The organism is Psychromonas ossibalaenae ATCC BAA-1528 (genome assembly GCF_000381745.1).
Taxonomy (GTDB): Bacteria; Pseudomonadota; Gammaproteobacteria; order Enterobacterales; family Psychromonadaceae; genus Psychromonas; species Psychromonas ossibalaenae.
This window is the reverse complement of record NZ_KB906972.1, coordinates 114,941-137,452: the sequence shown is the minus strand read 5'-3', so window position 1 is coordinate 137,452 and position 22,512 is coordinate 114,941. Positions and strand designations below refer to the sequence as shown.

General features: G+C 42.1%; 19 protein-coding genes and 6 tRNA genes. 14 read left to right on the top strand and 11 right to left on the bottom strand.

Annotated features, from left to right (window positions below):
- Nucleotides 1–70: 70 nt before the first annotated feature.
- The 6 genes from G327_RS0104975 to G327_RS0104950 all read right to left on the bottom strand — a co-directional run bounded on the left by G327_RS0104975 (nucleotide 71) and on the right by G327_RS0104950 (nucleotide 934).
- Nucleotides 71–147, bottom strand: a tRNA-Pro gene (locus G327_RS0104975).
- Between the two features lie 117 nt (nucleotides 148–264).
- Nucleotides 265–349 (bottom strand) — tRNA-Leu (locus G327_RS0104970).
- A 43-nt stretch (nucleotides 350–392) separates the two neighbouring features.
- Nucleotides 393–468 (bottom strand) — tRNA-His (locus tag G327_RS0104965).
- A 63-nt stretch (nucleotides 469–531) separates the two neighbouring features.
- Nucleotides 532–608: transfer RNA gene (locus G327_RS0104960), tRNA-Pro, on the bottom strand.
- A 125-nt stretch (nucleotides 609–733) separates the two neighbouring features.
- Nucleotides 734–809: transfer RNA gene (locus tag G327_RS0104955), tRNA-His, on the bottom strand.
- Between the two features lie 48 nt (nucleotides 810–857).
- A tRNA-Arg gene (locus G327_RS0104950) sits at nucleotides 858–934 on the bottom strand.
- 207 nt (nucleotides 935–1,141) lie between these two features.
- Between G327_RS0104950 and rnr the strand changes: the two genes are divergently transcribed.
- Together rnr and rlmB are read left to right on the top strand one after the other, a co-directional pair.
- Nucleotides 1,142–3,670, top strand: a complete 2,529-nt coding sequence (gene rnr, locus G327_RS0104945) for a ribonuclease R (protein ID WP_019613657.1) — start codon at nucleotides 1,142–1,144, stop codon at nucleotides 3,668–3,670.
- A 56-nt stretch (nucleotides 3,671–3,726) separates the two neighbouring features.
- On the top strand, nucleotides 3,727–4,467 hold the full coding sequence (gene rlmB, locus G327_RS0104940; RefSeq protein ID WP_019613656.1) for a 23S rRNA (guanosine(2251)-2'-O)-methyltransferase RlmB: 741 nt from the start codon (nucleotides 3,727–3,729) through the stop codon (nucleotides 4,465–4,467).
- A 64-nt stretch (nucleotides 4,468–4,531) separates the two neighbouring features.
- On the opposite strand, the gene G327_RS0104935 is transcribed toward rlmB, so the two are convergent.
- Nucleotides 4,532–5,806, bottom strand: a complete 1,275-nt coding sequence (locus G327_RS0104935) for a DUF481 domain-containing protein (RefSeq protein ID WP_019613655.1) — start codon at nucleotides 5,804–5,806, stop codon at nucleotides 4,532–4,534.
- Nucleotides 5,807–6,248: 442 nt separating this feature from the next.
- On the opposite strand from G327_RS0104935, the gene rpsF reads away from it, so the two are divergent.
- The 6 genes from rpsF to G327_RS0104905 all read left to right on the top strand — a co-directional run bounded on the left by rpsF (nucleotide 6,249) and on the right by G327_RS0104905 (nucleotide 9,218).
- Complete coding sequence (rpsF, locus tag G327_RS0104930) at nucleotides 6,249–6,644, top strand: 30S ribosomal protein S6 (RefSeq protein ID WP_019613654.1); 396 nt, start codon at nucleotides 6,249–6,251, stop codon at nucleotides 6,642–6,644.
- 8 nt (nucleotides 6,645–6,652) lie between these two features.
- Nucleotides 6,653–6,958: a primosomal replication protein N gene (gene priB, locus G327_RS0104925; RefSeq protein WP_019613653.1), complete on the top strand. Its 306-nt coding sequence runs from the start codon at nucleotides 6,653–6,655 to the stop codon at nucleotides 6,956–6,958.
- 9 nt (nucleotides 6,959–6,967) lie between these two features.
- Nucleotides 6,968–7,195, top strand: coding sequence for a 30S ribosomal protein S18 (rpsR, locus tag G327_RS0104920; RefSeq protein WP_019613652.1), 228 nt, complete (start codon nucleotides 6,968–6,970; stop codon nucleotides 7,193–7,195).
- Nucleotides 7,196–7,211: 16 nt separating this feature from the next.
- Nucleotides 7,212–7,664, top strand: a complete 453-nt coding sequence (rplI, locus tag G327_RS0104915; RefSeq protein WP_019613651.1) for a 50S ribosomal protein L9 — start codon at nucleotides 7,212–7,214, stop codon at nucleotides 7,662–7,664.
- Nucleotides 7,665–8,033: 369 nt separating this feature from the next.
- Entirely contained in the window at nucleotides 8,034–8,513 is a 480-nt protein-coding gene (locus G327_RS0104910; protein ID WP_019613650.1) for a GAF domain-containing protein, read from the top strand.
- A gap of 483 nt (nucleotides 8,514–8,996) precedes the next feature.
- On the top strand, nucleotides 8,997–9,218 hold the full coding sequence (locus tag G327_RS0104905; RefSeq protein WP_019613649.1) for a hypothetical protein: 222 nt from the start codon (nucleotides 8,997–8,999) through the stop codon (nucleotides 9,216–9,218).
- Nucleotides 9,219–9,781: 563 nt separating this feature from the next.
- Here G327_RS0104905 and lysS read toward each other — a convergent pair.
- The 3 genes from lysS to G327_RS25925 form a co-directional block, all read right to left on the bottom strand.
- Nucleotides 9,782–11,299, bottom strand: a complete 1,518-nt coding sequence (lysS, locus tag G327_RS0104900) for a lysine--tRNA ligase (RefSeq protein ID WP_019613648.1) — start codon at nucleotides 11,297–11,299, stop codon at nucleotides 9,782–9,784.
- A gap of 59 nt (nucleotides 11,300–11,358) precedes the next feature.
- Nucleotides 11,359–12,457, bottom strand: a protein-coding gene (prfB, locus tag G327_RS0104895; protein ID WP_157600989.1) for a peptide chain release factor 2 whose coding sequence is annotated in 2 segments (ribosomal slippage) — nucleotides 11,359–12,381 and nucleotides 12,383–12,457 — 1,098 coding nt in all. Because the reading frame shifts where the segments join, the coding sequence is not laid out codon by codon here.
- Nucleotides 12,458–12,631: 174 nt separating this feature from the next.
- Nucleotides 12,632–13,108, bottom strand: coding sequence for a thioredoxin domain-containing protein (locus tag G327_RS25925; protein WP_019613645.1), 477 nt, complete (start codon nucleotides 13,106–13,108; stop codon nucleotides 12,632–12,634).
- Between the two features lie 337 nt (nucleotides 13,109–13,445).
- On the opposite strand from G327_RS25925, the gene G327_RS0104875 reads away from it, so the two are divergent.
- The 5 genes from G327_RS0104875 (at nucleotide 13,446) to G327_RS0104855 (ending at nucleotide 17,110) form a co-directional block, all read left to right on the top strand.
- Nucleotides 13,446–15,170, top strand: coding sequence for an acetolactate synthase 3 large subunit (locus G327_RS0104875; RefSeq protein WP_019613644.1), 1,725 nt, complete (start codon nucleotides 13,446–13,448; stop codon nucleotides 15,168–15,170).
- Nucleotides 15,163–15,663 (top strand): acetolactate synthase small subunit, encoded by a 501-nt coding sequence (gene ilvN, locus G327_RS0104870; RefSeq protein ID WP_019613643.1) that lies wholly within the window; start codon nucleotides 15,163–15,165, stop codon nucleotides 15,661–15,663. Before G327_RS0104875 ends, ilvN begins: the two co-directional genes overlap by 8 nt.
- Nucleotides 15,664–15,797: 134 nt before the next feature.
- Complete coding sequence (locus G327_RS0104865; RefSeq protein WP_019613642.1) at nucleotides 15,798–16,007, top strand: hypothetical protein; 210 nt, start codon at nucleotides 15,798–15,800, stop codon at nucleotides 16,005–16,007.
- On the top strand, nucleotides 16,004–16,444 hold the full coding sequence (locus tag G327_RS0104860) for a copper chaperone PCu(A)C (protein ID WP_019613641.1): 441 nt from the start codon (nucleotides 16,004–16,006) through the stop codon (nucleotides 16,442–16,444). The genes G327_RS0104865 and G327_RS0104860 overlap by 4 nt, the downstream gene beginning before the upstream one ends.
- Before the next feature lie 30 nt (nucleotides 16,445–16,474).
- Nucleotides 16,475–17,110 carry a TIGR04219 family outer membrane beta-barrel protein gene (locus G327_RS0104855; protein ID WP_019613640.1) on the top strand — a complete coding sequence of 212 codons (636 nt, stop codon included), beginning with the start codon at nucleotides 16,475–16,477 and terminating at the stop codon, nucleotides 17,108–17,110.
- Nucleotides 17,111–17,167: 57 nt separating this feature from the next.
- On the opposite strand, the gene G327_RS0104850 is transcribed toward G327_RS0104855, so the two are convergent.
- Nucleotides 17,168–18,280, bottom strand: a complete 1,113-nt coding sequence (locus G327_RS0104850; protein ID WP_019613639.1) for a helix-turn-helix transcriptional regulator — start codon at nucleotides 18,278–18,280, stop codon at nucleotides 17,168–17,170.
- 176 nt (nucleotides 18,281–18,456) lie between these two features.
- Here G327_RS0104850 and G327_RS25920 point away from each other — a divergent pair, with 176 nt between their 5' ends.
- Nucleotides 18,457–22,446 carry a hypothetical protein gene (locus G327_RS25920; RefSeq protein ID WP_019613638.1) on the top strand — a complete coding sequence of 1,330 codons (3,990 nt, stop codon included), beginning with the start codon at nucleotides 18,457–18,459 and terminating at the stop codon, nucleotides 22,444–22,446.
- Nucleotides 22,447–22,512 lie beyond the last annotated feature (66 nt).

Sequence of the window (22,512 nt, the reverse complement as noted above, 5' to 3'; positions counted from 1 at the left end):
TTCTGGGTTAAAGGTTCTCTAAAATGAAAAAACCCGCTTAGTTCTATGAACTAAGCGGGTTAATCAAATGTGGTCGGTGATAAAGGATTCGAACCTTTGACCCCCTGGTCCCAAACCAGGTGCGCTACCAAGCTGCGCTAATCACCGAGTATTTCTTTTTATTTAAATGGTGCTGAAAGATAGGCTTGAACTATCACATCTTACGCTTACTTTAATGAACAGCTGAACCTAATCCGATGTCCTCATTACCATTCTTCGTTTAAATGGTGCGGAAGGAGAGACTTGAACTCTCACACCTTACGATACTAGAACCTAAATCTAGCGCGTCTACCAATTCCGCCACTTCCGCAACTATTTAAACTTATTATCTTTATCTGTTTAGCAGATAAAAATGGGGCGAATGACGGGGATTGAACCCGCGACAACCGGAATCACAATCCGGGGCTCTACCAACTGAGCTACATCCGCCGCTAAACTGTGCTTAATTAAAAGCAAAACCTGCAGCACCTTAATACTACAGGCTTAAAAATGTGGTCGGTGATAAAGGATTCGAACCTTTGACCCCCTGGTCCCAAACCAGGTGCGCTACCAAGCTGCGCTAATCACCGAAAGTTTTTCTTTTTGTAATTGGAAATTGACGGGGGTTCCCCTGGTCCAACTTTTATCCAACTACTGGAGGTGCCCTATCAAACTGGACTATCCACCGAGAATCTGTTTTTACATCTAGAAAAGATGGGGCGAATGACGGGGATTGAACCCGCGACAACCGGAATCACAATCCGGGGCTCTACCAACTGAGCTACATCCGCCACTATACTTCTTTACGCCATCGAACTGAATTATTGACTTCCGAAGAATGGCGCACCCGACAGGAGTCGAACCTGTGACCTTTGCCTCCGGAGGGCAACGCTCTATCCAGCTGAGCTACGGGTGCTCACGTCTTTAGCGTGGCGCGGATAATACTTATTGTTGGAGATTCTGTCTAGTGTTTTTTCATGTTTTTTTAAAAACCCGCCACAACTGCCTATTATGTGAGCAAACCTTTTCATTAACAATAATTAATTGAATTTATTATTAATACGCTGCTTTTCTTATTTTCAGATATACTTTCATTAATTACTTTATTAAAGAGCACCAAGCTATGACCCTAGATCCCTTCTTAGATCGCGAATCACAAACTTACGAGCATCCAGTCCCAAGTCGTGAATTCATTTTAGAATACATGGAAAAACAAGCGAAGCCGGTTAGCCGTGACGCATTATTCAGCGCATTTTCATTAAACAGTGAAGAAGAAGCGGAAGGTTTACGACGTCGTTTAAAAGCGATGGAACGTGACGGTCAGCTTGTCTGGTGCCGTAATGCAACTTATGCCCTGCCCGATAAACTAGATCTTATTAAAGGTAAGGTCATCGGTCATAAAGATGGTTTTGGCTTTTTAAAGAGTCTCGATCAGGAAAAAGACCTGTTTTTACCTGCCCATCAAATGCGTTTTCTTTTCCATGGTGATGAAATTTTAGCGCAGCCTGTGAAAGTAGATTCTCGCGGTCGTACTGAAGCACGATTTGTACGTCTATTAGAAGCTCGCGAGGGTACTATCGTAGGTCGTTATTTTGTTGAAGATGGATTGGCAATGGTGATTCCTGATGATTCACGCATTAACCAGCAAATCCTGATCAACAAAGAGAATAACTGTGGTGCACGCCATGGTCAGATTGTTGTAGTTGAAGTGATAAACAGACCTAAAGCACGCTTTAGCGCACTCGGTAAAATCACCGAAGTATTAGGTCAAGAGATGGAACCGGGCATGGAAGTTGAAATTGCCCTGCGTGCCCATGATATTCCCCATGAATGGCCGCAGGGATTAGATAAAGAGTTAAAAGTCTTTGGTGAGTTTGTACCTGAACACGCCATGGAAGGCCGTGTAGATCTGCGCGAACTGCCGCTGGTAACCATTGACGGTGAAGATGCTCGTGATTTTGATGATGCGGTTTTCTGTCAAAAAGAACCTAGCGGTGGATGGCGATTATGGGTTGCTATTGCCGATGTAAGTTATTACGTTCGCCACGGCACTATTTTAGATAAAGAAGCAATTAACCGTGGTAACTCAGTGTATTTCCCGGACCAAGTTATTCCAATGCTGCCTGAAGTATTATCTAACGGCCTCTGTTCACTTAACCCGCAGGTTAACCGTTTATGTATGGTTAGTGAAATGGTGATTGGTAAAGACGGGCATTTAAAAGATTACAAATTCTACGAAGCGGTGATGAATTCACACGCACGTTTCACCTATACAAAAGTAGCTAAGATTCTTGAAGGTGATGAAGCCCTGCGTGAACAGTACAATCCATTAGTACCTCACCTAGAAGAGCTTGAACACCTTTATAAAGCATTTAAAAAAGCACGCCATATCCGCGGCGGTATGGAGTTTGAAACACTGGAAGTACGTTTCTTATTTAATGAAGCACGTAAAATAGAATCAATTGAACCCTTAGTACGTAACGACGCACACAAGATCATCGAAGAATGTATGATCGCTGCCAATGTGGCTTCTGCACGATTAATTGAGGAAGCACACGCGGCTGCACTATACCGCGTACATGAAACACCAAGCGAAGAGAAATTAAGCAACTTCCGTTCATTCCTTTCTGAACTGGGTTTAAGTCTTGGCGGCGGTGATAAACCGGCACCACGTGATTACGCCGATCTGGCTGAAACATTTGCCGGTCGTGAAGATCAAGAACTGCTGCAGACCATGTTATTACGCTCTATGAAACAAGCAGTTTATCAAGATGAAAACTTAGGCCACTTTGGTTTAGCGTTGGGTGAATACTCACATTTTACTTCGCCGATTCGTCGTTACCCGGACCTAATCCTGCATCGTGCGATTAAATATCTGACAGCACACCAGGAAAAAGGTCAGCAGAAATCCAAATGGACCAGTACCGGCGGCTACCATTACCAGCATGATGAGATGGGCTACTTAGGCGAGCACTGTTCAATGACAGAGCGCCGTGCTGATGATGCGACCCGTGATGTTGCAGATGCACTGAAATGTGAATATATGCAGGATCACATTGGTGATGTCATGACAGGAACTATTGCAGCTGTAACCAACTTCGGTTTTTTTGTGCGTCTTAATGATATTCATATTGACGGTTTGGTACATGTTACCAGCCTGCTTTCCGATTATTATATTTTTGATGCAGGAAAACAGACTCTAAAGGGTGAACGTACCGGCCGTACTTACCGTATTGGCGATGTATTAGAAGTAAAAGTATTATCGGTAAACTTAGATGATAAAAAAATTGACTTCGAATTAAATGATGAAGCACTTGCCGGCCAACGTAAACGTGGTTTAAAAACGGGTGATAAGTCAGATAAAAACAAAAAAGATCGCCCGCTGGATAAACGCGCACGCAATAAAAAAGACCACAAAGACAGTAACAAACATAACGAACAGCCGCTGATAAAAGCAGTTGATAAAGAAACTGAAGCGCAGCTGCTGGCACAGAAAAAAGCTGCTAACAAAAAGAAAAGAAAGCCAAAAAACAAAGTTGCACAAGGCGAGAAGAACACAACTTCTTCAAAAAAGAAAAAAACAACAGCTAAAAAGAAACGCCCGGGCCGTGCAGCACGCGCCAAAGCAAAAGCGAGTAATACTAAAGCTTAGGGTTAGTCCCCTAAGCGCAACCAGCAATTAAAAACACAACAAATTAGAGAAATACAATGAGCAAAAGTGAATTACTTTACGGCATCCACGCAGTTGATGCCCTGCTGGAAAAGCAGCCTGAACGTTTTATCGAAGTATATGCCCTGAAAGGCCGTGATGATGAACGTTTAAACAGCATCATTGCTAAATTAAATGAATGGGGAATTTCTGTTCAATTAATGCACCGTAAATCCATGGATGAAAAATCACAAGGTGAACAGCACCAGGGTATTATTGCCCGTGTAAAAGCAGCTAAAGTTTTAACCGACAATGATTTAGATCCAATTCTGAATGAATTAGACGAGCCGCCGTTTTTATTGATTTTAGACGGCGTAACGGATCCGCATAATTTAGGTGCCTGCCTGCGTAGTGCTGATGCTGCCGGTGTACATGCAGTAATAATCCCTAAAGACAACTCAGCAAGCTTGACCCCTGTAGTACGCAAGGTAGCCTGCGGCGCAGCTGAATCAATGCCGTTAATTCATGTCACCAACCTGGCGCGTACGATGCGTGCACTGCAGGATAAAGGCATCTGGATTTACGGCACGGCAGGCGAAGCGACACAAAACATTTACGACTGCAAATTAGAAAGCGGCATGGCGTTAGCAATGGGCGCCGAAGGTAAAGGTTTACGCCGTTTAACCCGCGAACATTGTGATGAGTTAATTAAACTGCCGATGGCCGGTGCGGTTTCAAGTTTGAATGTGTCGGTAGCCACCGGTATATGTCTGTTTGAAGTTGTTCGTCAGCGCCGCTAGACCCGACTCTACACAACTAAAAAAGGGAGCGGCTGCGCTCCCTTTTTTATGAAAAACTGTTTGTCTAAAATGCATACAGCAGATTCATGCCGGACTTAACTTCTTTATTTACCGTATCAGCAGGTACCGTTTCGGTAAACTTATAACCAAAATCAAATACTAAATACAGAGAATTATAAATACGGTTTTGCGCTTTAAAGGTTGCTTCATAAATACTATTTTGAGCTCCCATTTCCAGTACTACATCCATTTGAAACTGCAGTGTTTCTGACATGATACGCTCATAATTAACACGGGTACGGATAATAAACTCATCAAAAGATATCGCATCTTCATCTTCTTGAAGGTTAGGAACAGAAAAACGATAACCCGGGCCAATCTCAACATTCAGTTTGTGGTTATTAGCATTAAAAAGAATTCGTCCGTAACCAACGGTATAAATATCTTCCTTTTTATAACTCGCATATTCACTACGCAGAAGATCACTACGCACAAAAACTAAATTTTGCGGATCTAGATTGTAATCAGCCTGTAATTGCCAGCGATATTCTTCTTCCTCATCTTCGCCGTCTTCAGTCTCAAATTCAAAATCTAAATCACTGTTTATATTATATTTATCACGTTCTGCATAATCTAGCACCAAACGCCCTTCCAGCGTTTTGGTTTTTTCATTATCCTGTTCATAATTAAACCCGAACTCCACCGAACCGCTCAGTTTATCCCAAGTCGGTCCGGTACCTACCTTATCGTCATTGTCTTCCTTATTTTCCTCACCGTTAGTTTCAATTTCAGGTTCAGGTTCAGGTTCAGGTTCACCGACAGGGCTCTCTTCATCAATCGGCGGCCCCGGATTAATCTTTAGATTAAGCATATCCGGCTTTTGATTAATGGTCTGCTTAACCCGTTCAATTTCTGGACTCAATACAACCGGCTGTGATTTCTGCTGCGCCAGCAGCAGTGACCTTTCATGCTCTTCTAAATAAAAAGCCTGCATGGCAATGGTCTGATCCTGCGAAGTGACTTTCTGCTGCAGTTTTTTATTCTCAGCAAGTAAAAGCGCGATACGTTCGGCCTGATTCCTATTTGCCTGTTTAGTGCTGGTTAACTGTTTTTTACTTTCGCTGTCTTCATTAATCGACACCTGTAGTTTTTCAACTGGAGAAAACTGAAATTCAGCACTCTGCAGTTCAGATAGTAAGCGCTTGTTTTCAAGCAGCGCCTGCTCTGCTATTTTTTCATTTTGCTCAACTTCACTATCTAAAGAGATAACCGCGTTAGCAGTCAGCACTGAAGCAATAGTCGTAGCGGCAAGTAGAATGTATAACAAACGAGAATTCAAAAAGACGGCCTCAAGTTAAGGTGCAAAAAAGCCATTTTAATTTGTTGACAAGCAGATGCAATGCTTAATATGTGTATATTTATGATTAACCGCACAGGCAGTCAAAATAATATAAACCACTTAAAAGGCAAGGGTGGCAGAGGTATTTGTTCCATATGACATTCATCTTATTTTGGCTGTCGGCGCATCAACATAAGGTAAAACATTAAAACCAACACAGATCAGCGTCGGCAATAAATGAATACAGGCACGAACGCTCCCTGGCTGCATTTAGTGAAGATAATTAAATATATTGTTTAACAGAGTAAACTTAACTTGCACCCCTGCATACTAAACTGTACACTTTGTCGCCTTAAATCAGCCACCCTTTTTGTTCCTTGCTTCTATTTGGTACGGCTGAGCCAACTTAAGAAGCTACTAACCCGTAAGGAGCGATTTTTATATGCGTCATTATGAAATCGTATTTATGGTTCACCCAGATCAGAGTGAACAAGTTAATGGTATGATCGAACGTTACACAGCATCTATCACAGAAGCTGGCGGTACAGTTCATCGTCTAGAAGACTGGGGCCGTCGTCAACTGGCTTACCCAATCAACAAACTACACAAAGCACACTATGTTCTTATGAATATTGAAGCTGAACAGAACGTAATCGATGATCTGGAAACTGCTTTCCGTTTCAACGATGCAGTGATCCGCAACATGATCATGCGTACTAAAGCAGCTGTGACTGAAGTTTCTGTAGTTGCAAAAGCAAAAGAAGAACGTGTTGAACGTGCTCCTCGTGCTCCGCGTCCAGAAGTTGAAGCACCTGCAGAAGCTCCTGCTGAAGCATAAGCTACTTAGTGACTGATAACTTTTTGCGACTTGCCGGTGTGGTGACTGAAAAGCCAACACATAAGAAAAGTCCTAGCGGTGTTGAACACTGTAATTTTCAGATTGAACATAGTTCAATGCAAGAAGAAGCTGGATCTCCACGCAGCACGTTTTGTTATATGCCTGTTGCAGTAAGTGGACCATTAGCTAGTCAGTTGAAAAATAAATTATCGAAAGGTATGCAGATTAGAGTAAGTGGTTTTATCACTTATCACCAGAGCAAAACTAAGCCTGGTAAACTCGTATTGCATGCTCAGTACATAGAACAAATTTGAGGAAATACCATGGCTCGTTACTTCCGCCGTCGTAAATTCTGTCGCTTCACTGCTGAAGGTGTTAGCGAAATTGATTACAAAGACGTTGTTACGTTAAAAAATTACATCACTGAAAGTGGTAAAATCGTACCTAGCCGTATTACTGGCACAAGTGCTAAATACCAACGTCAACTAGCGCGCGCTATCAAACGTGCACGTTACTTGTCACTTTTACCTTACACAGATTTACACAAGTAAATAGGAGCTATAGATTATGGAAATTATCCTACAAGATACAGTTGCTAACCTTGGTAAACTTGGCGATAAAGTTAATGTTAAAGCAGGTTACGCACGTAACTTCCTTTTCCCACAGCAAAAAGCTGTACCAGCAAACAAAGCAAACTTAGAAGCTTTTGAAGCACGTCGTGCTGATCTAGAAGCTAAACAAGCTGCTAACCTTGCTGCTGCACAAGAACGTGGTACTGCACTAGAATCTCTAGAAGCAGTTGTTATCACTTCTAAAGCTGGTGACGAAGGTAAACTATTCGGTTCAATCGGTACACGTGATATTGCTAATGCAATCACTGCTGCTGGTGTAGCTGTAGTTAAAAGTGAAGTACGTCTTCCTGAAGGCGCTTTACGTAACACTGGTACTTACGAGATTGCTGTTTCAGTACACTCTGACGTATCTGCTGTTGTTAACGTTGAAGTTGTTGGCGAAGAGTAATTCTTCCCTTACAATTTAAACGATAAAAAATACCTGCTTTCGAGCGGGTATTTTTTTGCCTGTAATTTGTATAAATATAAATTCAGAGTAATCTCAAACAGACAATTTAAATATTAAAAATACCTGCTTTCGAGCGCCCTTCTTTCATTACAGAAAGTTTTTTGCCTGCAATTTAACGATTGCGGCTTCACTTTTTATGAACACTGGCTCTGACGTACCTGCTGTTGTTAACGTTGAAGTTGCTGGCGAAGAGTAATTCTTCCCTTACAATTTAAACTTACCCTTTTTATTAAATATCCTGCTTGTATTAAATCAAAATCCCCTTATTGTTTACTACTTAATAAGTAACTCTCAGATAAGGTTATAAATATGAAAACATTAGAGCAGTACCAGTTATTAGCAAAACAAGCGATGGCTTTAATTGAGGGGGAGAACGATCTGACGGCTAATCTTGCCAATATCAGTGCCCTGCTAAATATGAATTTAGATAATATTAACTGGGTAGGATTTTATCTTTTAAAAGACAATCAGTTAGTATTAGGCCCCTTTCAAGGCAATGTAGCCTGTGTACGCATTCCGCTAGGCAAAGGGGTATGTGGAACAGCATTCAGCAGTAATACAATTCAACGTATTGCTGATGTACATCAGTTTGCCGGTCATATCGCCTGTGATGCGGCCAGCCAGTCTGAAATAGTACTACCGATTAATATTAACGGTAGAACAGTCGGTGTACTAGACATCGACAGCCCGATTACAGAGCGATTTAATGAAGTAGATGAGCAAGGACTGACATTACTTGTTGAGGAGCTTCAGAAGCATCTTGTGTGCCCTTCATTTGAGAGTAACTGATATCGGTTTACCTCGTTCCTCACGCTCCGCGTGGGAACGCATACCCTGCTCAGCATTTTTGCACGTAGCTTTACATACATCATAACCAAACAGATCTATTGACGGACTTTTACTTTGTCGCGTTTCGTGTAACTTTCACAGCACTTATTCCGCCCTTTACGGCGTGTTACTTTTCTTTGAACAGCCAAAGAAAAGTAACCAAAAGAAAAGCTGCCCGAACCATTTTTTAATATTGAAATACCCAACTACTTTTTAACACACCACCTCAGACATTACATCCCTGTACTGACTGAGGTTAGAGAAAACATCCATGTTTTCTCTTGCTAAAGCAGTCGTTTATTTCAATAAAAATGGACGGGGAGTCACCTAGCTGCATTGGTTGGGTGGTGTGTTCAACATTTGCATATCCGAATTATTTGACCCAACTCCCTTCTCAATAAATGTATAGAAAACTGGGATGCGATTAATATAAGAGAATTCGATATGGTATTAGGTGAGCGATATAAAGCACTTAGCAACAATCGCTATATTAAAGAAATTGATAATTTAAACGGTATTATAAAAATGCTCGAAGAACAATTATCAACTATGGAAAGTGGCTTGAAAAAAGGCGAGTTAACCTACTTACTCAACACTTGCGGTAAAACCCTTAAACGATTAATAGATGATCAAGCCAAAAAAGGTATATCAACTAATGCTCCCTAACGGCTAATGAAACAAACCAATTCGGCTACGAAATTCCCGTTTGCATTTTTCTTACACGACAAATCGCTTTAGCAACAGAAATCATGGATGATTTCTGTAAGTTCGGCTCCACACATGGATGTGCGGTCCGAACTGGTGCGTTAAAAAGGGATTTTTCGAGTGAGAATAAAAAATGCACGGGCAGCACTCTTTTGCTTACTTTTCTCTTGCTGTTGAGAGAAAAGTAAAGTCGCCGTCAGGGCGAAACCACCAGCGATGAATCTACACCAAACACCTGCAAGCGAAAACCTACAATCCAACCTAAGCAGCTTCACTAAACTAGCTATGCATTCCCACGCAGAGCGTGAGGAACGAGGAATTAACCACAAGGCGAAAGCCTATAAACCAGCCTAGGTGATTTCACGAAAAATCTATTCATTCCCATGCGGAGCGTGAGGAACGAGGTATATCTCCGCTCGGAGCAGGAGAAATCACAGACAAAAAAAAAGCCCCACTGTTAAGTGAGGCTCGATAACAAAATTAAGCTTTTCATCGGCGGGGATAAATCCCCACTTCCAAATTAACTATTTTGCCTGCGGACGCATATGCGGGAACAGTAAAACATCACGGATTGTATGGCTGTCAGTAAATAACATAACCAGACGGTCGATACCGATACCTTCACCAGCTGTCGGCGGTAAACCGTGCTCTAGAGCCGTAATGTAGTCTGCATCGTAGTACATAGCCTCATCATCACCAGCATCTTTCTGCTCTACCTGATCCATGAAACGCTGCGCCTGATCCTGTGCATCGTTAAGCTCAGAGAAACCATTGGCAATTTCACGGCCGCCAACGAAGAATTCAAAACGATCTGTTACCGCCGGATCTTCATCATTACGACGAGCTAATGGTGAAACTTCCGCCGGGTATGCCGTAATAAAGGTCGGCTGGATTAACTTATGCTCAGCTGTTTCTTCAAAGATTTCAGTTAGAACTTTACCTTCTCCCCAGCCGTCTTTCAGATTCACATGCAGACGTTTAGCCAATGCTTTCAAGCCTTCCATTGAATCTAATTCAGCAGCCTCAATACCTTCATTGTATGCAAGTACTGATTCTTTCATGGTCATACGAATAAATGGTGCGCCGAAATCAAATTCCTGGTCGCCATATTTAACAACACTTGAACCTAGAACATCTTCAGTAATGGTGCGCAGCATATCTTCTGTTAAATTCATCAGGTCGATGTAATCAGAATAAGCCTGGTAGAATTCAATCATAGTGAATTCAGGGTTATGACGAGTAGACACGCCTTCATTACGGAAGTTACGGTTGATTTCGTAAACACGTTCAAAACCGCCAACAACTAAACGTTTAAGATTTAACTCTGGTGCTACACGTAAAAACATTGGCAAATCTAATGCGTTATGAAACGTTTCAAACGGTTTAGCTGTTGCACCACCGGGAATCGCCTGCAGCATTGGCGTTTCAACTTCCATAAACTCACGTGCATCCAAGTAATTGCGGATTGCAGACACTATCTTATTACGTAAAATAAATGTCTTACGAGATTCGTCATTAGCAATTAAATCAAGGTAACGCTGACGGTAACAAGCTTCTGTATCTGAAAGGCCATGAAATTTATCAGGTAACGGACGTAATGCTTTAGTTAAGATACGGATTTCACTTACTTTAATACTTAACTCACCGGTTTGTGTTTTGAATAAAACACCTCTAGCACCAAGGATATCGCCTAAATCCCATTTTTTAAATTCAGTATTGTAAAAACCTTCAGCCAGATTATCACGAGCAACATAAACCTGTACACGACCGCCCATATCCTGGATTGTCGCAAAGCTTGCTTTACCCATAATACGGCGAGTCATCATACGACCGGCAATACTCACTTCAACAGCTAACTCTTCCAGCTCTTCTTTAGTCTTGTCGTCATACAGCTTATGTAAATCATCAGAGATATTTTCACGACGGAAGTCGTTTGGAAATGCCTGTCCCTTTTCACGCATTGCATCTAACTTAGATAGACGCTGCGCTAGGATTTCATTTAACTCTTCTTGTGGTGCTTCTGCTTGATTTAACTCTGACATGGTTTTTCCTATTGGTTTTCTTACACTATTATTTGTTTTATTAATTCGGTAACTAAATTTTATAAACCGGACTTTAAACTGGCTTCTATAAACCGGTCCAGGCCGCCGTCAAGTACCGCCTGAGTATTACGGCTTTCAACACCGGTTCTTAAATCTTTAATCCGCGCGTCATCCAATACATATGACCGAATCTGACTACCCCAGCCGATATCCGATTTGTTATCTTCGCTGATCTGTTTTTCGGCATTCTGTTTCTGCAGCTCGTGCTCATACAACTTAGCTTTCATCTGCTTCATTGCCTGATCTTTATTCTTATGCTGTGAGCGGTCATTCTGGCACTGCACAACAATATTGGTCGGCACGTGAGTAATACGGACCGCAGATTCGGTTGTATTTACATGCTGTCCACCCGCGCCGGAGGCTCGATACACATCGATACGTAAATCAGCCGGGTTAATCTGAATATCGATATTATCTTCGATCTCAGGATAAATAAATGCTGACGCAAACGAGGTATGACGACGCCCGGTTGAGTCAAATGGAGATTTGCGCACTAAACGGTGTACACCTGTTTCTGTGCGCAGCCAGCCGAAAGCATATTCACCGCTGAAACGGATCGTTGCGCCTTTAATACCGGCAACATCACCCGGCGAAACTTCCATTAATTCAGTTTTATAACCATGCGCTTCACCCCAGCGTAAATACATACGCAGCAGCATATTCGCCCAGTCCTGTGCTTCAGTTCCACCTGAGCCTGACTGAATATCCAGATAACATGAACATTCATCATGGTTACCTGAGAACATACGGCGGAATTCCAACACTTCTAATTTTGTTTCCAGCTCAGCAGCTTCATTTTCTGCTTCATCAAAGCTGTCCTGATCCTGCTCTTCCACCGCCATTTCCACCAGCATCTGAATTTCTTCAGCCCCCGCGTCCAATGCATCAATGGTATCAACCACTAATTCTAATGCACTGCGCTCTTTGCCTAATGCCTGAGCCCGTTCGGGTTCATTCCAGACTTCCGGCGATTCCAGCTCGCGGCTTACTTCTTCTAAACGTTCAGATTTAGCATCGTAGTCAAAGATACCCCCTAAGCAGTTCAGCACGCTCAGTCAGGTCTTTTACTTTATTTAAAATGGGGTTTACTTCAAACATCAAGGATCTCTATTGCTTAATCGACAAAAAGAGACGAATTTTAACCAATAACAGTGAAAATAAACAGTGCAGATAGAAAATAAACTCCCATCTCAGGACTTTTCTAACGATGAAAAGAAACTAGAAACAGATCCGCAGCTTTATCAGCAGCTGTTTTTAGGAAAACAGTCCGACTTACAGAACTAAATTGGGGTTGAAAGAGACTATTTCCCGCTTAACTCTTAAATAACGTTCTAACCAGGCTTTAAATTCCTGCTCGGTTAACTCTCCCGAAAGGCGGTGATATTCTTTGCCCTCTTTAAACAAAATAAAGGTCGGTATATCCTGCAGATCGTAACGCCCTGCAAGCACCTGTTCACTTTCACTGTTTATTTTGATAAAAACCGCATCGCCTTTAAAAGTCTGCGTCATTGTAATAAAAGCTGACACCATCGCATGGCTGTCCGTTGACCATGCCCCCCAAAAGTCAGCGACAACCGGCAGGGAGGACTCGACAATTAAATGCTGAAATAATTCAAGGTCCGCATCAACGGGGCGCTCAGGCAGCAAAGTAGCCCCGCAGGATGCACATAGAGGAGAATTCGAAAAATGATCTCTGGCAGCGCGATTAACTGCTAAACAGTGTGTACAGACAAGCATTTCATATTCCATCATCGCCTCCTTAAAATAAGCATATATATAAAATAGACCAGCAGATAAAAATCGTTATAATTCCTTACATAATATGCGCTTATTAAACGACCTGCGTCTCGTTTTCCCGAATTGTGCTTTTTTACGAAAAAAAACAATATTTATGCACTTTTTTACCGTCTTTATTCGTGCATTTTTTTTTGATTGCAGTACAGTAAACAGCCGTTTAGTTATAAACGGAATTCACTTCCGCCCGATACAGGTGGAAAGTGGCACAATTTTTTATAAAACAAGGTTCACTCCCACCCGATACAGGTGGAAAGTGACGCAATTTACCAATTGTATAAAGGAGAATTTTATGGAAATGTTATCTGGCGCCGAAATGGTTGTCCGCTCGCTGCAGGATGAAGGTATAGAACATATTTTCGGTTATCCCGGCGGGTCAGTATTAGATATTTACGATGCTATTTTTCAAAGTAGCGATATTGAGCATTTCTTAGTTCGACATGAGCAGGCAGCCGTGCATATGGCCGATGCTTATTCTCGAACCACGGGCAAAGTAGGCACGGTCCTTGTTACCGCCGGTCCTGGTGCAACTAACTGCATTACTGGTATCGCCACCGCCTACATGGACTCTATTCCTTTAGTTGTTTTATCCGGGCAGGTACCAACCAACTGGATTGGTGATGATGCTTTTCAGGAAACGGATATGATCGGTGTATCTCGACCAGTCGTGAAACACAGCTTTTTATGCCGCACAGCAGAAGAAATTCCAATCGCAATTAAAAAAGCCTTTTACCTGGCTTCAACCGGGCGCCCCGGTCCTGTTGTGGTTGATCTGCCGAAAGACGTACAGAACCCGCTTCTTAAGTTCCCTTATGAGTATCCTGAAAGTGTGGAATTACGCTCATATAGTCCGACACTTAGAGGCCATAAAGGACAAATTAAACGTGCCCTGGCAGCCCTGTTAGGTGCAAAAAAACCGGTACTTTATGTCGGCGGCGGCGCAGTTATTGCCAATGCATCCAAGCAGGTTACCGAACTGGCTGAGAAATTAAATCTGCCGGTTACTAATACACTGATGGGGTTAGGTGCTTTTTCCGGCACACATAAACAGAATATCGGTATGCTAGGCATGCACGGCACCTATGAAGCAAACCTAACTATGCATAACGCGGATCTTATTTTTGCAGTCGGTGCACGCTTTGATGACCGCGTAACCAATAATGTAGAGAAATTCTGCCCTAACGCAAAAGTCATGCATATCGATATTGATCCGACATCAATCTCTAAAAATATCCATGTTGATTTACCTATTGTCGGCTCAGTAGAAGTTGTACTGCAGCAGATGTTAGATCTTATTGCCGAAACACAAGCCAGCAATGACGGTGAAAAAATTGCACAGTGGTGGAAACAGATAAACGAATGGCGCGCCAAAGAGTGCCTGGCTTACCAGCCGTCAAACAGCCACATTAAACCGCAGCAGGTTATTGAAGAATTATATAAAGTAACCAATGGTGATGCGATTATTGCTTCTGATGTAGGTCAGCACCAGATGTTTGCGGCTAACTATTATCCGTTCAAAGAGCCCCGTCAATGGATTAATTCCGGCGGTCTGGGCACCATGGGGTTTGGTCTGCCGGCAGCTATCGGCTGTAAAATCGCCCGCCCAGATAAACCGGTCTGCTGTGTTACTGGTGACGGTTCAATTCAAATGAATATTCAGGAACTGTCCACCTGTATGCAGTACAACATTCCAATTGTGATTGTACTGCTGAATAACCGCTCCCTAGGTATGGTTAAACAGTGGCAGAAAATGTTCTACGGCGGCCGTCAGTCACACTCCTATATGGACAGTGTGCCTGATTTTGTAAAACTTGCAGAAGCTTACAATCATATCGGCATTAAGGTCGATAAAATTGAACAGCTGCAGCCGGCACTAGAGCGTGCTTTTGAACTAAAAGACCGCGTGGTATTTTTAGATGTTGCGATTGACCCGGAAGAACATGTTTACCCGATGCAGATAAAGTTCGGCAGCATGGAAGATATGTATTTAAGCAAGACGGAGAAGACTGATGCGTAGTATTATTTCTGTATTATTAGAAAATGAATCCGGTGCTTTATCCCGCGTAGTAGGTTTATTCTCACAACGCGGCTACAACATTGAATCACTAACGGTCTCTCCGACAAACGATAAAACATTATCACGCATGACCATCACCACTGAGGTAACGGATCTTGCACGCTTAGAGCAGATGATGAAGCAGCTTCATAAGCTGGTTGATGTGTTACGCGTTTCTGAATTAACAGAAGGCGCACATGTTGAGCGTGAATTAATGCTTATTAAAGTGCGCACTCTCACCAATGAAGCCCGCGAAGAAGTGAAACGCTGTTCGGATATTTACCGGGGACAGATTGTTGATATCACCCAGAACCTGTATACCATTCAGCTAAGTGGTATCTGCTCTAAATTAGATGCCTTTATTACTACAATAGAAGATACCAGCGAAATTGTTGAAGTCGTTCGCTCTGGTGTTTGTGGTATTGCGCGCGGTGAAAAAGCATTACGCGGTTAATAACACAATACAGTTAACTTGTCGGAAGACACTGAAATTAACTATATTGACGGCTTAATTAAACGTTAAAATGTAAATTACAAAATGCAAAGCTGTATTCAGTCTTTGCATTTTTTCTTTTATAAAGGACAGTTATGTTTGAGTTAGGCGCATTATTACTGTCGGCATTTATTATATTTATGTTTGGTGTTTCAGCACTCAGCTTAACTATTATTGCCGCCATTCTACTTTTAAGTTTTGTTCTATTAACCACATTATCATTCATCTTTAAATTCGGCTTTTGGATATTACTGGCCGTTATTATTTATTATTACTTTTTTGTACAAAATAAGGATCGTTCATGAAGTTTGTTAGATCACTGTTTATCAGCGCCGCCCTGCTCTGCTGCGGCATAGCTTCTGCGAGCCCGTTAACGATTGATAACGCCTACGTACGCGCGACACCTCCGCATGCTAAAAACAGTGCGGCTTTCATGGTTATCAACAATACAGAGGTCCGAGAGGTACAGCTGATTGCCGTAAATAGTGATATCGCGGAACGTGTTGAACTGCATAACCATATTATGCAGGATGGTTTAATGAAGATGCGTGAAGTTGAACAGATCAACATTGCACCGCAAGGCAAAGCCGAACTGCAGCCGGGCGGCCTGCATGTGATGTTTTTAGGTTTAAAACAGGAACTGCGCGAAGGCCAGTCCGTCAGACTTTCGTTGTATTTTGATAACGGTGAACAGATTATTATTGACGCACCGGTTAAAAAAATTAAGATGCACAAAAAATAAATATATTAACTAATCGAATTAGGAATAATCATGAAGAAAAAAATCTGCGCGGCTATTGTCGCAAGTGTGATCAGCATGCCGTCAATGGCTGATTTTTTAGGTGTGTATGCTGGTCTAGATTACCGCACAATGTCAACCAGCCACACTGCAGACGGTACGTCTGGTGACTTGAAAGACAGCAATAACTTATCTGGTTATGTTGCCCTAGAACATTTTATCCCGCTGATACCGAATGCAAAACTTAAATACTCAGATTTAGGTTCTGAATATAATGATGGTTCCGTTAAAAATGACAGCTCAGCAATGAATGCTATTTTGTATTATCAGCTATTTGATAACGGCCTGTTTGAAATTGATTTTGGTATCGCTTATACGAAGGTGGAGACTGATTTTAATAATTTAAGCACTGAATTAGGTCAGGCTTACGGAGCGGCAAAAGTACATATACCAGGTGTTAATATGCATGCCTTCACTGAAGTGACTACCGGCTCACTGTCTGATGATGACGCAACAGATGCTGAAATTGGTCTGGCTTATACCTTCAACCCTGATTCCAATCTATTAAACTTTGCAGTCCGTGCCGGTTACCGCTATCAAGATGCAGAGATCAATCACTTCAAACAAGAAAATAAAGGGGTATTTGCAGGCTTAGAAGCTCACTTCTAACAGCTGTACTTTATCTATTCAAAAGCGTCTGCAGAGAAATCTACAGGCGCTTTTTTATTAGTGCTCTGAACGCAGAAGAAGACTGGCAGGGCCGGACAACACCTTGGCAACCAGTTCATTCTGTCGATTGGTCTGTGTTTTTTTCATTATCCGTTTGATATAAGTACGCACAGTTTCATAAGATAAATATTGTGCCTGTGCAATTTCAGCCGGTGACCGCCCGTTTACCAGTCCGCAGCACACCAGCCCTTCTTTCTTTGATAAATCATATAATTCACACAGCACTTGAATATTTAATTCAACTTCATTTTGTGTATAAATAAATACTGCTATGCCGCTGTCAATTCTGTTTTCAACATGCACTAAAGGAACAAAGCTTAACGTGACTGACGTACCGCAGGGAGATTTTAAATGCAGATGCCGGGTACTGTGATCTTTTAAACATTCATTAGTTACTTTTTGAATCTGCTGATCATTCCTGGCGTTAGCCCAATGCAGCGATGCATTAATTTTTTTTAAATAACGATGCTGCGTTAAAAAAAGTTCTGCCTGTTTATTACAATGACAAACATAACCGGATTCATCCAATAAAATAACCGGCTGCTGAATCTGGTCAAACAAAAGGTCTGTTAAAATGTATTGTTTATCCTGCTGTAATTTTAAATGGTAAAGCTGCATTGCATGCTGAATATGCGGGATCAGCTTCTCTAATAATATACATTCATCAAAAGAAAACTCTCCCTGATTTTTGCTACGGTGGAAGAAAAGCAGACTGCTCCACAACTTATCGTCTGCTAATACAACACCGGCGGCATAATAGATATCCAAGTCATTATTTAAATGCAGGAAAAATTCAGGATGTGACATTTGCGTCTGCTGCGCTTCATAATCCCCCATGGTGATCAGTTCACCCGGCGGTTTCTTCTGCAGGCGGGCCATCAGAGGATCCTGCTTTTCATGATCACTGATGAATAACGATGCCCCGCTGATATCCAAACCTTCAACCCAGATGATATTAGCCGTTTCAAGCGGCTTGTTTACCATCACAATAGAGCCGGACAATAAGTTTAAAGACTTAATTAATTTACTTAAGAATTCATTAAAACCAGTGGGACGCACTAGAGCACTGTATAGGGATTTTATTAGATTATCGAAGTGACTTTCGTCCATAAACAATTCCTTTTGCTTAAGTAACCCCAGGCTGAAACTGCGCTATATCAAGCATAGCTTAGGAACATTTAAATTGTACCCAAATGGGAGTCGATTAAAGCTGCGATTTATCATACTTTCTCACTAATCTGCGCTTTAGATACAAGCCGTTTTTAAGATAATAAAAGGAATTAATCATGAAACTTCACCCTATTGTCCTTGCCTTAGGTTTAATACCATTAACCGGCTGCGGCGGAGGCTCTTCCTCCGAAACCACTACAGATCCGGTCATTCCAGAAAAACAAGATACTTATACTGTACGCGCCGTTGACGGTTACCTGCGAAATGCACAGGTCTGGCTGGATCTTAATGGAAATTTTGCACTAGATGATGGAGAACCAAGCAGCCGCTCCGGCATTGACGGTATAACAATATTAGATGTCGGCGATATCGAAAATCCACAAGACTACCAGGTAATCGTAAAAGCAATTGCCTCTGAAACTGTTGATCAGGATACTATCTCCAGCGCTAACCCTGATGGTATCGCAACCACAGTACCTTTTATATTATCGGCTCCTGCCGGGCAAACCGTGGTCACACCACTTTCCACCCTAGTGAACATCAAAATAATAAACGGAACCGATCCAAAACAAGCAGCAGCTGAAGTCGCAGCGGATTTAGGTATTGATGAAACGGATTTATTAGGCGATTACATTGCACAGGAGCAAGGGGATATAGCAGCTAAAGCAAACGCCATTGTTGAATTAGCCGTGCTTCCAGAATCTGAGCAGGCGATGCAGGATATCAAAGAAAGCAGCAGTGATTTTGATGCGTTACTTTCTGCTGATATTGCCGTCGTTCAAGAACTCAAAGAAGATCAGCGTCTGGTAAAAGAGGAAGACGGCAGCCTTACTGTCGCGACTAATGTTGATACTGATGATGATGGTGTTATTGATGCAAAGGATGCTTTCCCGGAAGATAAAACTGAATGGTTAGATACAGATAAAGACGGTACTGGTAACAATGCCGACCTTGACGATGACGGCGATAAGGTTAATGACGATCAAGATGCATTTCCGTTAAACGCTGAAGAAACCACCGATACTGATGGCGACGGCACGGGTAATAATGCTGACCTTGATGATGACGGCGATAAAGTTTTAGACAAAGATGATGCTTTCCCGTTAGATAAAACTGAAACGCTGGATACTGATGGAGATGATATTGGTAATAATGCTGATACAGACGATGACGGTGATAAAGTTTTAGACCAAGACGATGCCTTCCCGTTAGATAAAACTGAAACAGTCGACACAGATGGTGACGGTACAGGTAATAACGCAGACACTGATGATGACGGCGATAACGTTTTGGACGCTGATGACGCTTTCCCGTTAGACAAAACTGAAACGCTGGATACAGATGGCGATGATATTGGTAATAATACTGATACAGACGATGATGGTGATAAGGTTTTAGACAAGGATGATGCACTGCCTCTTGATAAAACAGAAACAATTGATACCGATGGTGACGGTATCGGTAACAATGCCGACCTCGATGATGACGGCGATAAAGTTTTAGACAGCGATGACGCTTTCCCGTTAGACAACAGTGAAAGTCTTGACAGTGATAAAGACGGTGTTGGTGATAACGCAGATGCCTATAAAGACGATGCACAGAAATCTGTATTAGACAGTACCAGCAGCACAAGTTACAGAGCCCCTGTGATCAGACACCTTTACCAGGATGCGATCATTCTTGATGTGGAAAAAATAGAAACTGTTGCAGCATTCAATAACGGTGATATTCAGACCACGAGTACAACTACTTATATCTCCCTAGATTCAGTGATTTACGGCGTGGAGATAAATTCAGACTTATTAAGTGAAAACGGTTCATTCAGCCGTATCAAGCAGTGGTCATATGACTACAACCTTGATGGTGAAACCCAATTCTTCGGTCAAGCCCTGGATATTGGTAATAGAACAGCAGACGGCGAAACATTCTTGAGTTACGTAGATGAAGGTGATGCAAGTGCTGAAGATCCAACAATCAAAAATGGGAATGGACGAATCTTTGATGATATTGATTTCACTTCCCGCAGCCATCCTGCAGATCTGTCAAAGGTAGATACTATTCAAAGCTTTACCATATCATGGTCAGAAGGTGCTGAAACGAAAACAATCACTACGGATTTTAATCAGTATCCTGTTAGCGGCTTTGATCGTACCAAGCTTGAAACGTTAACGCCTGAATATGCATTCCACAGTATCGAAGAAGCTGCAGAAGACGGGCTTAAAAAACTTTCTGATCAAAGAGACTGGCAAGCCGACGGTACAATCAATCAAAGCTTCGAGTTTACCGCGAACGCTGATAACGCTTACATATATACATTCCGACGTCCGGTATGGGCAGACCCGACAGACGGCATGGATGAAGAATATGCTGACTACAACCATAACGCCGGTAAAGCCGACATGTTAACCTCTTACTGGTTTGAAAGCACCGAAAGTCTAGACTCGCAGGGTATACAAGTATTAGCTGGTAAACGTTATGTACTTAATACAGATAATGAAGCCAACATTAAACTGGTTAATGCAGATAACCCTGAGGGCTTGTTATTCCATGAGTACAGCTCGACTAGAACTTCGGTTAGTGATACAGAAAGTAATGAACTCGTTTCCTGGACACATCACCCTCTTAGCAATTACGATTTTACAGCTGACACAATAGATCCCGGTCAAGCCTACAAAGTGTACCAAAAGCAAAATAACGGCATCTGGGTTGGTTACAGTTTCCCGGAGTGGGGATCGCAGTCTGTTGTTGATCTAGCTGAAAAAATAGAAGATGTACGTTCCGGCGGAACACCGCTTGCTGATATTAATGAACAGATTATTGCAGGTTTAAGTCGATATAATCTACCGATTACCTCATCATCGTTTATCTATGATGAGCAAGGAAGCGCCAGAACCTGGTACTTTGTCAGTAACAACTCAATCGTTACTAACGGCCAATATTCGCTCAACACAGTTACCCTTGCCGATAACGGTTTCAAAGACGGCTGGCTGGTGCTAAATAGCGCGGATCAATTTTTCCTTTTACAGCCTAATGTCGAAGAACCATGGAACTGGTTTGATGCATACCAGCGCCACTGGTTAGGTATCAGCTCAATCAACACAGAAACAAACAGCTTTATGTGGAGCAACTGGCTTGGAGAATTTTACTTAAATGAAAGCCAGGCTGAAACGCGTCTTGCAGAGCTTCAAGCATCGGAGTCTAATTATTTTGTTTGTTACGACGGCGATAGCGGCTGGGATGAAATAAACCAGCGACCAGACAGCTCACCAAGCTATCAAGATTTCTTAACACTTGCAGAGGACTGTAATTACACAGCTTTTAATACGGCTGAAATTGCAGGTTTAGAATTGGACTTCGTGGCACCGGACGATGCAAGAAGTTATTCATTTGATGCAGACAACAGCGGTATCTTTCAAATAGATGGTAATGCCAGTGATACATTTTCATGGGAAATTAATAGTGACGGCATTTTAGAGGTAACCTTCTCTGACGGTATTACTCGCGACAGCTTTGCATTAACCGCAGCTGAAGGTAATAAATACAGCGTTAAAGGTTTTTTCCAATGGCAGGATGACAGCCAGCAGCCGCTATCTGGAGTTTATGCAAAAGAGTTCTATGTAGCACCAGAGAAATTTTCAATTGATTATCTAACAGGTAAAACACTGTACGTTGTCTGGTTTGGAGACGGTGATCTTGTCGATGAAAATGGCAATGCAGTTGATGAAAATGGTGATCTCATTCCCGAAGGAGGTGATGAATTCGGCTTAACTGACGTAGCAGTCGTTCAAGAGGTTACCTATAACAGTGACGGAAAATTAAGCGTTAAGGGGCTAAAAAATTCAACAAGTATGCCCGATAGTGTTGCCTATCATTATGTTGTCGATGATGCAGGTATTCTACGTATTCCCGAAGAACAGGATGAGGCAACTGAAGGTAACATCATCTGTGATAACAGCCATCCAGATTATCTTAAAACACATTTTATACTAAGCGATAATAATGGTGTGGAGCAGTTTGATAATGTGGATCTGTTCTTCTTTGATAAACAGACAGCATTAGATTATGCGAATGGATTAAACTCTTCTATTGCGCAGTGCACACAGTAAAACAAAAGATTTAAAATCTGAACTTTAAAGGCTGAACCGCTATGCGGCTCAGCCTTTCTATTTTTT

What these genes read in the sequence shown, in the direction of transcription:
- G327_RS0104855 (WP_019613640.1), top strand. Translation starts at nt 16,475, where the DNA reads ATGAAGAAAAAAATCTGCGCGGCTATTGTCGCAAGTGTGATCAGCATG.
- G327_RS25925 (WP_019613645.1), bottom strand. Translation starts at nt 13,108, where the DNA reads ATGGAATATGAAATGCTTGTCTGTACACACTGTTTAGCAGTTAATCGC.
- ilvN (WP_019613643.1), top strand. Translation starts at nt 15,163, where the DNA reads ATGCGTAGTATTATTTCTGTATTATTAGAAAATGAATCCGGTGCTTTA.
- G327_RS0104910 (WP_019613650.1), top strand. Translation starts at nt 8,034, where the DNA reads ATGAAAACATTAGAGCAGTACCAGTTATTAGCAAAACAAGCGATGGCT.
- G327_RS0104860 (WP_019613641.1), top strand. Translation starts at nt 16,004, where the DNA reads ATGAAGTTTGTTAGATCACTGTTTATCAGCGCCGCCCTGCTCTGCTGC.
- rpsF (WP_019613654.1), top strand. Translation starts at nt 6,249, where the DNA reads ATGCGTCATTATGAAATCGTATTTATGGTTCACCCAGATCAGAGTGAA.
- rpsR (WP_019613652.1), top strand. Translation starts at nt 6,968, where the DNA reads ATGGCTCGTTACTTCCGCCGTCGTAAATTCTGTCGCTTCACTGCTGAA.
- rnr (WP_019613657.1), top strand. Translation starts at nt 1,142, where the DNA reads ATGACCCTAGATCCCTTCTTAGATCGCGAATCACAAACTTACGAGCAT.
- rplI (WP_019613651.1), top strand. Translation starts at nt 7,212, where the DNA reads ATGGAAATTATCCTACAAGATACAGTTGCTAACCTTGGTAAACTTGGC.
- G327_RS0104875 (WP_019613644.1), top strand. Translation starts at nt 13,446, where the DNA reads ATGGAAATGTTATCTGGCGCCGAAATGGTTGTCCGCTCGCTGCAGGAT.
- G327_RS0104865 (WP_019613642.1), top strand. Translation starts at nt 15,798, where the DNA reads ATGTTTGAGTTAGGCGCATTATTACTGTCGGCATTTATTATATTTATG.
- G327_RS0104905 (WP_019613649.1), top strand. Translation starts at nt 8,997, where the DNA reads ATGGTATTAGGTGAGCGATATAAAGCACTTAGCAACAATCGCTATATT.
- G327_RS0104850 (WP_019613639.1), bottom strand. Translation starts at nt 18,280, where the DNA reads ATGGACGAAAGTCACTTCGATAATCTAATAAAATCCCTATACAGTGCT.
- rlmB (WP_019613656.1), top strand. Translation starts at nt 3,727, where the DNA reads ATGAGCAAAAGTGAATTACTTTACGGCATCCACGCAGTTGATGCCCTG.
- lysS (WP_019613648.1), bottom strand. Translation starts at nt 11,299, where the DNA reads ATGTCAGAGTTAAATCAAGCAGAAGCACCACAAGAAGAGTTAAATGAA.
- G327_RS25920 (WP_019613638.1), top strand. Translation starts at nt 18,457, where the DNA reads ATGAAACTTCACCCTATTGTCCTTGCCTTAGGTTTAATACCATTAACC.